The following is a 13,442-nucleotide window of genomic DNA, read 5'->3' on the forward strand; positions in this document are numbered from 1 at the left end:
CAGACATATGCCCGGCCCGCAAACAAGACCAGAGCCTTCAGGGTCCGTTGCCGATGCCGTTTCCGGCAATTGGGTGGACCGTCACGCCCCTATCCGGGCGCGACCCTATCTGCGCCTAAGCCGCGCGGATCGGCCTGTCGGAACCTGGCTGCTGTATCTGCCCTGTCTCTGGGGCGTCTTGCTGGCCATCTTTCATTCGGGACAGTTCGGGCTTTTCGATCTCTGGATCATTGCGGGGTGCGGAATCGGTGCGTTCCTGATGCGCGGGGCGGGCTGCACGTGGAACGACATCACCGACCGCAAGATCGACGGATCGGTTGCGCGCACTGCGTCTCGACCCATTCCCTCGGGTCAGATCAATGTCGTTCAGGCGCTGGCATGGGCGGTTCTGCAATGTCTTGTCGCATTCGCGATTCTGCTCACCTTTCCGCTGCCGGCAATCGTGCTGGGGATCGTCGCGCTGATCCCGGTCGCGATCTACCCGTTCGCCAAGCGGTTCACATGGTGGCCGCAGATCTTCCTCGGCATCGCGTTCAACTGGGGCGCCTTGCTGGCATGGACGGCGCATACCGGGCGGCTCGAATGGCCCGCGCTGTTTCTCTACGCCGCCGGTCTTGTCTGGACCTTGTTCTACGACACGATCTACGCCCATCAGGACAAGGAAGACGATGCGCTGATCGGTGTGAAATCGACCGCGAGGCTGTTCGGCGAACGCACGCCGGTTTATCTCGCGCGTTTCCTTGTCGGCACTGTTGCTCTCATGGGTCTGGCCGTAGTGTTCGCCGCTCCGCGCGGGGAAATCCTTGCGCTGGTGATCGCGCTTGGCGGGCCTTGGGCGATGGGGTGGCACCTGATGTGGCAGATGAGGCGTCTGAAACTTGACGATCACGACCGGTTGTTGGAATTGTTCCGCTCCAACCGGAACGCGGGTCTGATTCCCGTGCTGTTTTTCGCCATCGCGGCGCTCGCGTGATTGCACTTTACTGTCCTGCGCCGTATCGCTGTCCGATCTTCACAGACGTGGAACGCCGATGCGCTTGTCTTCTGCCCTTATCCTGGTAAGCACATTCGTTGTTGCGGCGCTTCTGAGCCTGCTGGCCGCATGGGTCGCGGCCGGCGCGGTGGAGGAAAGCTCCGAACGCGCCGTGCGGACGGAGCTTGACCGTGATGCGCTGACCTGGGCGGATGTGGACACGATCGGCTTGCAGGTCTTTCTGATCGGCACCGCCCCCAACGAGGCGGCGCGCTTCCAGGCGTTGAGCGCGGCTGGGCGCGTTGTCGATTCCGCGCGGGTCATCGACCAGATCGATATCGAAGACGGCGCCGGCATTGCGCCACCGCGCTTTTCCATCGAGATCCTGCGCAATGACAACGGTATCTCGCTGATCGGTCTGATGCCGCAGGACGCGGATCGGGACCGCCTGATCGCGCGGATCGAGGATGAGGTGCCGGATGTGCCCGTATCCGATCTGATGGAAGTGGCCGACTATCCTGTGCCGGATGGATGGGCCGACGCGGTGAGGTTCTCCATGCAGGCGCTGGGCGTGTTCGAGCGTTCGAAGATATCCATCGAACCGGGGCGCGTTTCGATCAAGGGAACGGCCTCCTCCGAGGATGCGCGCCGCCGGATCGAAGCCGATCTTGCGCGCAAGGCCGATGAGGATCTGGAAGTCGCAATGGAGATCACCGCGCCGCGGCCGGTTATCTCTCCCTTCACGCTGCGCTTCATCAAGGACGACGGCGGCGCGCGTTTCGATGCCTGCGCTGCGCCGAACGAAAGCGTGCGCGCGCTCATTCTGGAAGCTGCTGCAAAGGCTGGGCTCGAAGGCAAGGTTGACTGCCGGCTTGGTCTTGGCACGCCGACCCGCGCCTGGGGGGAGGCTGCTGCCATGGGGATAGAGGCGATCGACACGCTCGGCGGTGGCACGATCACCTTCGCCGACGCCGATGTGACGCTTTTCGCTTTGGAAGGAACGGAGCAGGATCTGTTCGATAGCGTTGTCGGAGAATTGGAGACAGGGCTTCCGGGGGTTTTCGTGCTCACCGCGACGCTGCCGAAACCCGCGACCCATGAGTCAGAGGGAACGCCCGAATTCGTCGCAACGCGCAGTCCAGAAGGAGCAGTGCAGTTGCGGGGGCGGATCGCCAGCGAGGTCGCGCGTCAAACCGCCGACAGTTTCGCCCGCGCCGCATTCGGCTCGGACGCGGTGCGCACCACGGCGCGGATCGATGAGAACTTGCCCGCCACATGGTCGGGGCGCGTTCTCGCCGCGCTCGAGGCGCTTTCGCGGCTGTCCAATGGAGCGGTGGTCGTCTCTCCGGACAGTCTGACGGTCACGGGCAATACCGGCAACCAGAACGCCGGTTCGGAGATTTCCGGCCTTCTGGCGGAAAAGCTCGGCGATACCGAGGATTTCGAAATTGACGTTCGCTACCAGGAAAAGCTCGATCCCACGCTCGGCATTCCCACGCCGGAGCAATGCGAGGCGCAGATCGTCGAAATCATCGGAGATCGCAAGATATCCTTCGAGCCGGGATCGGCCACGCTCGATGCCACGACACGCGATATCATGGACGAGATCGCGGAGCTTCTGAAGCTGTGCGGGGATATTCCGCTCATCATCGCGGGCCATACCGACAGTCAGGGCCGCGAGATCATGAACCAACAACTGAGCCAAGAGCGCGCGCAAGCTGTCCTCGATGCCCTGCGGCAGCGGCGCGTTCTTACGGCAAGCTACGAGGTGCGCGGCTATGGCGAGGAACAGCCCATCGCCTCCAACGAGACCGAAGAGGGGCGCGAAGCCAATCGGCGGATCGAATTCAAGCTGCGCCGCCCCGAGCCCGTAGAGGAGGCGGAAACGACGCTGGAAAGCGTTGAACAATCCTCGCCTTCGGGCGAAACAGCGCGCACCGATGGCGCAGAGGATTCCACCGATGAACAGAACTGAGTTTGTCATTACGACCGCGATCATTCTTTTCGTCGCGTTTTGTCTGGGCTGGTTCGCGAATTGGCTGGTGCATCGGTTCACCCGCGTGAGCCAGGCCGATATGGACCAGCTCGAAAAGATGAGCCAGGAGCTGCATGAGGCGGAAGAAACCCGCGATCAGGCAATCACCTATCTGCAGCAGCGCGAAGCCGAGTTGACCAACCAGTTGGCGCAAACGGAAGCCGAGCTTTCGGCGGCGATGGAAGGTCTGCGCGACGCGCGGCACGAGGCAGAGGAAATGCGCGCCTATGTCGAACGGATGAATGCAAGTTGACGCGCTCGTCGTCGGGGGCGGTCCGGCTGGATTGATGGCCGCGGAGGCTTTGCTCGATGCCGGACGCTCTGTCACACTTGTCGAGGCAAAGCCATCGGTCGCACGTAAATTCCTGATGGCGGGGAAATCCGGGTTGAACCTGACGCGGATGCAGCCGGAATATGCCTTTCTGAAGGCATATTCCACTAGTGGCTCCATCCATCCGGTCTTGCGCGATGCGGTCAATGCCTTCGGACCGAACTCTGTCCGTGCCTGGGCCGAGGCGCTGGGCCAGCCGACCTTTTGCGGATCGACGGGGCGTCTCTTCCCCGGTGCGATGAAAGCCTCTCCACTGCTTCGCGCGTGGCTCGGCAAGCTCGATACGGCCGGTTTGGTGCGCCATACGCGCTGGCGATGGACGGGATGGGACGAGGACGCGGTGCGCTTCGATACGCCGGATGGCCCGCACCATCTTTGCCCGAAGGTCACGGTCTTCGCGCTAGGCGGCGCAAGCTGGCGCCGGCTTGGATCGGATGGCGCATGGGCGCGGGTATTCGAAGCGGATGGTCACGGGATCGTGCCTTTCCAGCCGTCCAATGTGGGATTGGCGGTGAACTGGTCCGACCACATGACGCCGTATTTCGGCGCGGCGATCAAATCGGTTGGTTGGCGCGCGGGTAAACTGACGTCTCGCGGCGAAGCGATCCTGTCGAAACACGGTCTGGAAGGCGGCGGTATCTACTCGCTGGCACCGGCCTTGCGCACGCCCGGCGCGGCCCTGGAGGTCGATCTTGTCCCTGACCTGTCGCCGGACGATCTGCAATCGCGCCTTCCTGAAACGCCCAAACGGGGCGTAGGGCGAATCCTGCGGAACACGCTGCGCTTGCCCTCCGTAAAGCAGGCGCTTTTTCGGGAATTCACCGCCCGGCATCCCGTTCCCTACCATCAGCTTGCCGCGCATCTGAAGGCTCTGCCCATTCATCACGCCGGCCTGCGCCCGATGGACGAGGCGATTTCGACCACCGGCGGGCTGTCCTTCGACGCACTCGACGAAACGCTCATGTTGAAAGCGCGGCCCGGCACGTTCTGCGCCGGCGAAATGCTGGACTGGGATGCGCCGACCGGCGGATACCTTCTGACCGCGTGTTTCGCCACCGGCCTTTGGGCCGGGCGGCACGCTGCGGCCTATGGGCGGCCGTGACGTGACGTTGGGGCGTGACACGTCAACGAGCGGCATGGCACCAACACCCAAAGGGAGACAGCCATGACCAGCTATCCGCATATGCTCGCCCCGCTCGATCTGGGCTTCACGACGCTGAAGAACCGCGTGCTCATGGGCTCCATGCATACCAATCTGGAAGAGACCGGCGACTGGAATCGGGTTGCCGAGTTCTATGCCACGCGTGCGCGCGGCGAGGTCGGGCTGATGGTCACCGGGGGCATGGCGCCCAACCGCGAAGGTGGCGTGTTTCCGGGGGCATCCGGGCTTTTTACGGAAGCGGACATCGCAAACCACCGGATGGTCACAGACCGCGTTCATGCCGATGGCGGCAAGATCGCGATGCAGATCCTGCATGCCGGGCGGTATGCCTACAGCAAGGACTGCGTCGCTCCGAGCGCGATCAAATCCCCGATCTCGCCCTTCAAGCCGATCGAACTGGACGAAGAGGGGATCGAGAAACAGATCGCCGACATCGTGACCGCCGCGAGCCGCGCCATGGATGCCGGGTATGACGGGGTCGAGGTGATGGGATCGGAAGGGTATTTCATCAACCAGTTCCTCGTCACCCACACCAACAAACGTACAGATCGATGGGGCGGACCGTACGAGAACCGGATGCGCCTGCCCATCGAGGTCGTGCGCCGGGTGCGCGAGGCCGTTGGTCCGGACTTCATCCTGATCTATCGGCTGAGCATGATCGATCTGGTCCCGAACGGTTCGACCTTCGAGGAGGTCGTGCAACTGGCTCAGGAGATCGAAAAGGCGGGGGCTACCCTCATCAACACCGGCATCGGTTGGCACGAAGCGCGCATCCCGACCATCGCCACCAGCGTGCCGCGCGCGGCCTTCGCCTGGGTGACGAAAAAGCTGATGGGCCAGGTCGGCATCCCGTTGATCACCTCAAACCGCATCAACACGCCCGAGGTCGCGGAGCAGGTGCTTGCCGATGGCTGCGCCGATATGGTCAGCATGGCGCGGCCCTTTCTGGCTGATCCGCATTTCGTCGCCAAGGCCGCAAGCGGCAGGGCGGCGCAGATCGCGCCATGCATCGCGTGCAATCAGGCGTGCCTGGACCACACGTTCCAGATGAAGATCAGCTCTTGCCTTGTGAACCCGCAAGCCTGTTTCGAGACCGAATTGACCCTCGATCCCGTCGATGCGCCCAAATCCATTGCTGTCGTCGGCGCAGGGCCTGCGGGCCTTTCGGCCGCCATCACCGCCGCCGGGCGCGGGCATCGCGTCACATTGTTCGAAAAGGCCGATGATATCGGCGGGCAGCTGAACATGGCAAAGGTTATCCCCGGCAAAGAGGAATTCTGGGGCTTTGTTGACTGGTACAAAACAATGCTCGCGGAAACCGGCGTGACGGTGAAGCTCGGCATGGAAGCCACCGTGGAGGATCTGGGCACGTTCGATGAGGTCGTGATCGCGACAGGTGTTCTGCCGCGCGATCCGGCAATTCCGGGGCAGGAGGGCGCGAACGTTCTGGGCTATATCGACGTGCTGCTCGATCGTGCGCCTGTCGGAGAGCGTGTGGCGGTGATCGGTGCGGGTGGGATCGGGTTCGACGTGTCGGAATTTCTGGTGCACGAGGGCGAAAGCCCGACCGAGAACCTGCCCGAATGGATGAAGGAATGGGGCGTCACCGATCCGGGCAAGGCACGGGCAGGGCTCGATCCCGAAGGCCCGCAGCCATCGCCGCCGGCGCGGCATGTCACGCTTTTGCAGCGCAAGGCCGAAAAACCGGGCAAGCGATTGGGCAAGACAACGGGCTGGATTCATCGCATGAGCCTGAAGATGAAGGATGTCGAAATGACGCCGGGCGTGAACTACGAACGCATCGATGCCGACGGGCTACATGTCTCCTTTGGCGACGCGCGTGAACGCCCGCAGGTGATCGCGTGCGATACTGTCGTTCTTTGTGCGGGGCAGGTGCCCAATCGCGGCCTCGCCGATGCGCTGGAGGAGAAGGGGATCGAGTGCCACGTGATCGGTGGTGCCGATGTCGCGGCGGAATTGGACGCAAAGCGCGCCATCGATCAAGGCACCCGGCTCGCCGCCAGACTGTGACGGGGAACGGCAGGCGCTTCGATGCGTTGAGGAAGCAGACGGTGGAGCGAGCGGCTCCGCCCTTTGTTTTCTTAAGCACAGGAGGCGATCATGCCAGCAATTGAAAGCGCGAAGGTTCTTATCATTTCCACCAATGGCTTTGAGCAATCCGAGCTCGAGTTTCCCCGCGATCAACTTCGTGCCAAGGGTGCGACCGTTCACGTCGCCACGCTCGACGGCAAGGCGATAAAAGGCTGGGAAGGCGCGGATTGGGGCCGTGAGGCCGAGGCGGATGCGAAAATTTCGGATGTGCGCGCCGACGATTATGACGCGCTGGTAATCCCGGGCGGTCAGATCAACCCCGACCTGCTGCGGGTCGATGACGATGTTCTCGAACTGGTGCGCACCTTCCGCGATCAGGGCAAAACCATCGCGGCGGTCTGCCACGCGCCCTGGGTTCTGATCGAGGCAGGCGTTCTGGAGGGGCGTGATGCTACCTCCTATCACTCCATCAAGACGGATGTGAAAAATGCCGGCGCGAAATGGCATGACAAGGAGGTCGTCGTCGATCAGGCCATCATTACCAGCCGCAACCCGGGCGATCTGAAGGCTTTTGTTTCCAAAATCGTCGAGGAGATCGAGGAAGGCAAACACGACCGTAGTGTTGCCTGAGAATATCTGAAGGCTGGATGACCCATCCGGCCTTCATCGCAGCACCGCAGGTTCATCGCTGTTTACCAGCGGCGAACACTGCGCCAGAAAACCCAGATATTGTCGGCAACCTGCCGCAGTCGCGCCCGAATTGGCCTGCATACACTCTTCGACAGACACGAGGATGATGTATGGACCGTCTTACCGAAATGGAAGCATTTGCCACCGTCGTGGATCAGGGCGGATTCACCGATGCGGCCAAGAAACTTGGTATTTCGAAATCGGCGGTGTCCAAGCATGTCTCGAGCCTCGAAGCACGGCTGGGCGCGCGGCTTCTGAACCGCACGACACGGCGGGTCAGCCCGACCGAGATCGGACTTGCCTACTACGACCGAGCGCGCCGTGTGCTGAACGACGCCGGCGAAGCAGATGCGCTCGTCACATCGATGCAATCGGCACCATCGGGGCTTTTGCGGATCAGTGTAGCAACGGATTTCGGCGTCAATCACCTCTCCCCGGTGCTGGGCGAGTTTCTTTCGGATTTCCCCGATATTACCGTCAATATGGTCCTGAATAACCGCTACGTCGAACTTATCTCCGAAGGGTTCGACATGGCCGTCCGTATCGGCGAGTTGGAAGACAGCACATTGCGTGCGCGCAAGCTGACCGAAACGACGAAGCGGATGATCGCCGCTCCGGGCTATTTCGAGAAATATGGCCGCCCGCGCCGGATCGACGATCTGAACGAACACAAGCTGCTGCACTATTCGAACCAGTCGAGCGGTAATGTCTGGAAGGTCACCGCGCCGTCAGGTGAGAAGCGGCAGGTGCGCACGGCGGGCTGGCTTTCGGTAAATGACGGTCAGTCGCTGCTGAACGCCTGTATCGCCGGGCTTGGCATCGCTTATCTTCCGTCGTTCCTTTACGCCGAAGCGATGGAACAAGGTCTTGTAGAGGATGCGATCCCTGATCTGCCCATCGACACACAAGGCATCTATGCCGTTTACCCGCCCGGTCGGTTCACGCAACCCAAGGTGCGGGCCTTCATCGATTTTCTGGTGCATCAGTTTGCGGATAAAGGCCCGCGCGACTGGTAACACAGGCTTCCCTCGTCTGCCTGCAGACAAAACCTCACGCCCCGGCTGCCATAGCACGGGGCGTTTTTTCGCGCGCCTTTCGGGTTGCAGGATAGCGGGCGCGGCGGCACTGTCTTCGAAACTGATTTACCGGAGCTGCCGCATGCCTTTCACCCTCGCCACATGGAATATCAATTCGGTCCGTCTGCGCGAGGGTCTGGTTGCCAAACTGCTGGCCGAGGAAGGGCCGGATGTACTGTGCCTGCAGGAGTGCAAAAGCCCGGTCGACAAGATCCCCGTGGAGCAGTTCCGGGCGCTGGGATACACGCATATGATCGCGCGCGGCCAGAAAGGATATAACGGCGTCGCGATCCTGTCCAAACTACCGCTCGAAGACGTTGGCGATATGGATTTCGCAGAATTGGGCCATGCGCGGCATGTCGCGGGGCGGCTCGAAAACGGCGTGACCATCCATAACTTCTACGTCCCCGCAGGGGGAGATGTGGCGGATCGTGAGGTGAACCCGAAGTTCGGTCAGAAGCTCGACTACCTGACCGGAATGCGCGATTGGTTCAAGGCTGAACAATTCGATAAATCGATCCTCGTCGGTGATCTGAACATCGCGCCGCGGGAGGATGACGTCTGGTCGCACAAACAACTTCTGAAGGTCGTGAGCCATACACCGACTGAAGTGGCGCATCTTGCCGATACCCAAGAGGCGGGCAAGTGGGTCGACATCACCCGCAAGGATTTGCCCGAAGGACAGCTTTACAGCTGGTGGAGCTATCGTGCCCGTGATTGGGATGCCGCCGACAAGGGGCGCCGGCTCGATCATGTCTGGGCCACGTCAGACATTGCGAACGCGGGTCATTCCAGCCGCGTCCTGCGCGATGCGCGCGGTTGGGAGAAGCCGAGCGATCATGCGCCGGTTTTCGCCACATTCGACCTTTAGGCGAAGCACCTTCAAATCAAAGCCGAAGATTCAGGCATTTACAGCGCAGGTTTTCTGCGCGACGCTTGTTCCATGCTTTCTAGGACCATAGCGCGCAATGCCTGCTGCTCTTTGTAATTTGTTCAGGGCTAAACAGATTGCCATGCGCGGCTTGCAACGGCGCTATGACATGACGCTACTGCCGCGAGGGAATGGAGCGTGGTAGGTGCGCGGAATTATCGGCGACCCGATCCGCCTTTCAGGATTGGTTTAGATATAAACTACTGGCGTGGAGCCAGTGCAAGGGAAGAGGGATAATGAAAGACACCCCCAACGATATCGACCCGGTCGAATCCCAGGAATGGCAAGACGCGGTAGAGGACGTGATCCTTCGGGATGGCGCCGATCGCGCGCATTTTCTGCTCGACAAGGCGGTTCAGCAGGCGCGGGCGCATGGCGCCAAGCTGCCGTTCTCGGCGACTACACCCTATCAGAACACGATCGACCCCGATGACGAGGTCGAGATGCCCGGCGATACCGAGATGGAATGGCGCATCCGCACCATCAACCGCTGGAACGCGATGGCGACGGTCGTCAAGCGGAACAAGGAAAGCAGCGAATATGGCGGGCATATCGCATCCTTCGCTTCTTCGGCCGCGCTTTACGATATCGGACTCAACCATTTCTGGCGGTCGAAATCGGCGATCCATGGCGGCGATCTGGTGTTCTTTCAGGGCCATGTGATTCCGGGTATCTATGCGCGGTCCTTCATGGAGGGGCGGATCAGCGTCGATGAGCTCGAAAGCTTCCGCTCCGAAGTGGCCGGCGGCGGTCTGTCGTCTTATCCGCATCCGTGGCTGATGCCGGACTACTGGCAGTTCCCGACCGTGTCGATGGGGCTTGGCCCGCTCATGGCCATCTATCAGGCGCGTTTCATGAAATACCTGCACAATCGCGGGCTCATAGATATGGGCGACCGCAAGATTTGGTGTTTCCTTGGCGATGGCGAGATGGACGAGCCCGAAAGCCTCGGCGCGATCAACCTTGCCGCGCGCGAAGGGCTGGACAACCTGATCTTCGTCGTCAACTGCAACCTGCAGCGTCTTGACGGGCCGGTCCGGGGCAACTCCAAGATCGTCCAGGAGCTCGAAGGCACGTTCCGCGGCTCCGGCTGGGATGTGATCAAACTGCTCTGGGGACGCGGCTGGGACGAGCTTCTGGAAAAGGACACCAGCGGCAAGCTGCGGCAGTTGATGGACGAAACCATCGACGGCGACTACCAGACGTTCAAATCCAAGGACGGCGCCTATATCCGCAAGCATTTCTTCGGCAAATACCCCGAAACGGCGGCATTGGTCGAGGACTGGACGGACGATCAGATCTGGGCACTGCGACGCGGCGGGCACGATCCGAAGAAGGTCTATAATGCCTTCCTGCGTGCCACGAAGGCCGAGGGTCAGCCGACCTGCCTTCTGGTCAAGACGGTTAAGGGCTACGGCATGGGATCGGGCGGCGAGGGGATGAACACCTCTCACCAGCAGAAGAAACTGCAGCTCGATCAGCTCAAGGCGATGCGCGACCGGTTCCAGATCCCGGTGACGGATGAGGAGCTGGAAAAGGACATTCCCTTCGTTACGCTCAACAATGCGCAAAAGGCGTATCTTGCAGATCGACGCAAGGATTTGGGCGGCGAGTTTCCGAAACGGGATTGGCGCGATGCACCCAAACTGGAAATCCCGGCGCTCGACAAGTTCAAGGGGCAGCTCGAGTCGACGGGCGATCGCGAGATCTCGACGACGATGGCTTTCGTCCGCATCCTGACGACACTTTTGCGCGACAAGCAGATCGGCAAGAACGTCGTTCCGATCGTGCCGGATGAAAGCCGCACGTTCGGGATGGAGGGATTGTTCCGGTCAGTGGGGATCTACAACCCGCTCGGGCAGCATTACACGCCCGAAGACCGCGAACAGATGATGTATTACAAGGAATCCGAGAGCGGTCAGGTTCTGCAGGAGGGCATCAACGAAGCGGGCGCGATGGCGGACTGGATCGCGGCGGCGACGTCCTATTCCAATCACGGCGTGCCGATGATCCCGTTCTACATCTACTATTCGATGTTCGGCTTTCAGCGGATCGGCGATCTGGCATGGGCGGCCGGGGACTCGCGTGCGCGCGGCTTTATGCTGGGCGGCACGGCGGGCCGCACGACGCTCAACGGCGAGGGTCTGCAGCACGAGGATGGACATAGCCACATTCTCGCCAGCACCATTCCCAACTGCATCACCTATGATCCGACCTTCAGCTATGAGGTGGCGGTCATCGTGCAGCACGGGCTCAAGCGGATGTATCAGGATCAGGACGATGTTTACTTCTACATCACGCTGATGAACGAAAATTATCAGCATCCCGAGATGCCGATGGGGGCTGAGGAGGGGATCATCAAGGGTCTTTACCGCATGCGGAAGACCGATAAGCCTGGGAAAAAACATGTGAACCTTCTGGGCTCCGGAACGATCCTCATTCAGGCTTTGAAGGCTGCCGAGATGCTGAAAGAGGATTTCGGAGTGACAGCCGATATCTGGTCCGCGACCTCGCTCAACGAACTGGCCCGCGAGGGACAGGATTGCGCACGGCACAACCGGCTCAATCCGCTCGGCGATGAGAAGGTGCCTTATGTTACGCAGCAGCTCCAGGGGGCGACGGGACCGATCATCGCCGCAACCGACTACATGAAGAACTACGCCGAGCAGATCCGGGCCTTCGTACCGGGAAGGTTCACGGTTCTTGGCACCGATGGTTTCGGACGGTCGGACAGCCGGGTGAACCTGCGCCGGTTCTTCGAGGTGGACGCCAATCACATCGCAGCGGCTGCGATGGTCGATCTCTATCGCGATGGTGCGGTGAATGAGAAAGACCTGAAGACGGCGCTCAAGAAATACGACATCGACGGCGAAAAGCCGAACCCGCGTCTGGTTTGAGCGGGAGGAGAAAATAATTATGACGACAGAAGTTAAAGTGCCCGATATCGGCGATTTCGACAATGTGCCGGTCGTGACCGTTCTGGTCAGTGTCGGCGACAAGATCGCCGAGGAAGATCCGATCATCGAACTCGAATCGGACAAGGCGACGATGGAAGTGCCAAGCTCCGCTGCCGGAGTTGTGAAGGAGATCAAGGTTTCCGAAGGCGATACCGTGTCGGAAGGATCGCTGATCCTGATCGTTGAAGCCGACGGCGCGGATGATGCGCCGAAGGAAGAACCCAAGGCCGAAGCGCCCAAGCCGGAAGCGCCGAAGCAGGAGGCGCCCGCGGCTGCGGCAACGCCCGCTGCCGCTCCGGCGAAGATGGATGCAGGTTTTGGCAAGGTCCACGCGTCGCCATCGGTGCGGGCCTATGCACGGCGCGTCGAGGTCGATCTGAACCAGGTGAACGGAACGGGCCGCAAGGGCCGCATCCTGCGCGAGGACGTGGAGAAGGCGCTGAAATCGCAGGTCGCTCCGGCAGCGGGCGGCGCGGCGGCGCAAGGCGGCATGGGTATTCCGCCGATCCCGGCGGTCGATTTCTCCAAGTTCGGCCCTGTCGAAAACGTCGAAATGCCCCGGATCAAGAAGATCTCCGGCCCGGCGCTGCACCGCTCATGGCTCAACATTCCGCATGTGACGCACAATGACGAAGCGGATATCACCGAGCTCGACAAGTATCGCAAGGAAATGGACACGATGGCCAAGGAAGAGGGCTACCGCGTCACGCTTCTGAGCTTTGTCATCAAGGCCTCGGTTTCCGCGCTCAAGCAACATTGGGAATTCAATTCGTCGATCCACCCCGATGGCGACAAGCTCATCAAGAAAGACTACTACAACATCGGTTTTGCAGCGGACACGCCGAACGGGCTGATGGTGCCGGTCATCAAGGATGCCGATCGCAAGGGTCTTGTCGACATTTCCAAGGAACTGATGGAGCTGTCCAAGGCGGCACGTGAGGGCAATCTCAAGTCCGCCGACATGCAGGGCGCGACGTTTACCATCTCGTCGCTTGGCGGGATCGGGGGCACGAGCTTTACCCCCATCGTGAACGCGCCCGAAGTGGCGATCCTCGGCCTTACCCGCTCCAAGATGGCACCTGTCTGGAATGGCGAGGAGTTCGTGCCGCGCCTGATGCAGCCGCTGTCGCTGTCCTACGATCACCGTGCCGTCGATGGTGCCTTGGCCGCGCGCTTCTGCGTGACGCTCAAGACGCTGCTTGGCGATATGCGCAAGTTGATGTGGTAAGGAGAGC

The 13,442-nt window shown here is 61.1% G+C and carries 10 protein-coding genes; all 10 read left to right on the forward strand.

The annotated features are described in order from the left end of the window. Positions 1–7 precede the first annotated feature (7 nt). A complete protein-coding gene (gene ubiA / locus M3465_RS06075) occupies positions 8–973 on the forward strand; it encodes a 4-hydroxybenzoate octaprenyltransferase (protein ID WP_249500801.1) in 966 nt (321 codons plus the stop codon). 58 nt (positions 974–1,031) lie between these two features. Next, complete coding sequence (locus M3465_RS06080; RefSeq protein WP_249500802.1) at positions 1,032–2,948, forward strand: OmpA family protein; 1,917 nt, start codon at positions 1,032–1,034, stop codon at positions 2,946–2,948. Further along, positions 2,935–3,261 (forward strand): hypothetical protein, encoded by a 327-nt coding sequence (locus M3465_RS06085; RefSeq protein ID WP_249500803.1) that lies wholly within the window; start codon positions 2,935–2,937, stop codon positions 3,259–3,261. The genes M3465_RS06080 and M3465_RS06085 overlap by 14 nt, the downstream gene beginning before the upstream one ends. Beyond that, a complete protein-coding gene (locus M3465_RS06090; RefSeq protein WP_249500804.1) occupies positions 3,251–4,441 on the forward strand; it encodes a BaiN/RdsA family NAD(P)/FAD-dependent oxidoreductase in 1,191 nt (396 codons plus the stop codon). The genes M3465_RS06085 and M3465_RS06090 overlap by 11 nt, the downstream gene beginning before the upstream one ends. Positions 4,442–4,504: 63 nt before the next feature. Further along, positions 4,505–6,532 carry an FAD-dependent oxidoreductase gene (locus tag M3465_RS06095; protein WP_249500805.1) on the forward strand — a complete coding sequence of 676 codons (2,028 nt, stop codon included), beginning with the start codon at positions 4,505–4,507 and terminating at the stop codon, positions 6,530–6,532. A 90-nt stretch (positions 6,533–6,622) separates the two neighbouring features. Next, positions 6,623–7,183 carry a type 1 glutamine amidotransferase domain-containing protein gene (locus M3465_RS06100; protein WP_249500806.1) on the forward strand — a complete coding sequence of 187 codons (561 nt, stop codon included), beginning with the start codon at positions 6,623–6,625 and terminating at the stop codon, positions 7,181–7,183. A 170-nt stretch (positions 7,184–7,353) separates the two neighbouring features. Continuing rightward, on the forward strand, positions 7,354–8,259 hold the full coding sequence (locus tag M3465_RS06105) for a LysR family transcriptional regulator (protein ID WP_249500807.1): 906 nt from the start codon (positions 7,354–7,356) through the stop codon (positions 8,257–8,259). Positions 8,260–8,401: 142 nt separating this feature from the next. Beyond that, positions 8,402–9,190, forward strand: coding sequence for an exodeoxyribonuclease III (locus M3465_RS06110; protein ID WP_249500808.1), 789 nt, complete (start codon positions 8,402–8,404; stop codon positions 9,188–9,190). A gap of 296 nt (positions 9,191–9,486) precedes the next feature. Continuing rightward, positions 9,487–12,147 (forward strand): pyruvate dehydrogenase (acetyl-transferring), homodimeric type, encoded by a 2,661-nt coding sequence (gene aceE, locus M3465_RS06115; protein WP_249500809.1) that lies wholly within the window; start codon positions 9,487–9,489, stop codon positions 12,145–12,147. Positions 12,148–12,166: 19 nt separating this feature from the next. Then, positions 12,167–13,435 (forward strand): dihydrolipoyllysine-residue acetyltransferase, encoded by a 1,269-nt coding sequence (gene aceF, locus M3465_RS06120; protein WP_249500810.1) that lies wholly within the window; start codon positions 12,167–12,169, stop codon positions 13,433–13,435. The last annotated feature ends 7 nt before the right edge of the window (positions 13,436–13,442 follow it).

This window comes from Marivita sp. GX14005, assembly GCF_023370775.1.
Lineage (GTDB): Bacteria > Pseudomonadota > Alphaproteobacteria > Rhodobacterales > Rhodobacteraceae > Marivita.

Excerpts from the sequence above, each read along its gene's own strand:
- M3465_RS06090 (WP_249500804.1), top strand. The coding sequence starts at position 3,251 with ATGCAAGTTGACGCGCTCGTCGTCGGGGGCGGTCCGGCTGGATTGATG.
- M3465_RS06095 (WP_249500805.1), top strand. The coding sequence starts at position 4,505 with ATGACCAGCTATCCGCATATGCTCGCCCCGCTCGATCTGGGCTTCACG.
- aceF (WP_249500810.1), top strand. The coding sequence starts at position 12,167 with ATGACGACAGAAGTTAAAGTGCCCGATATCGGCGATTTCGACAATGTG.
- M3465_RS06085 (WP_249500803.1), top strand. The coding sequence starts at position 2,935 with ATGAACAGAACTGAGTTTGTCATTACGACCGCGATCATTCTTTTCGTC.
- M3465_RS06100 (WP_249500806.1), top strand. The coding sequence starts at position 6,623 with ATGCCAGCAATTGAAAGCGCGAAGGTTCTTATCATTTCCACCAATGGC.
- M3465_RS06105 (WP_249500807.1), top strand. The coding sequence starts at position 7,354 with ATGGACCGTCTTACCGAAATGGAAGCATTTGCCACCGTCGTGGATCAG.
- aceE (WP_249500809.1), top strand. The coding sequence starts at position 9,487 with ATGAAAGACACCCCCAACGATATCGACCCGGTCGAATCCCAGGAATGG.
- M3465_RS06080 (WP_249500802.1), top strand. The coding sequence starts at position 1,032 with ATGCGCTTGTCTTCTGCCCTTATCCTGGTAAGCACATTCGTTGTTGCG.
- ubiA (WP_249500801.1), top strand. The coding sequence starts at position 8 with ATGCCCGGCCCGCAAACAAGACCAGAGCCTTCAGGGTCCGTTGCCGAT.
- M3465_RS06110 (WP_249500808.1), top strand. The coding sequence starts at position 8,402 with ATGCCTTTCACCCTCGCCACATGGAATATCAATTCGGTCCGTCTGCGC.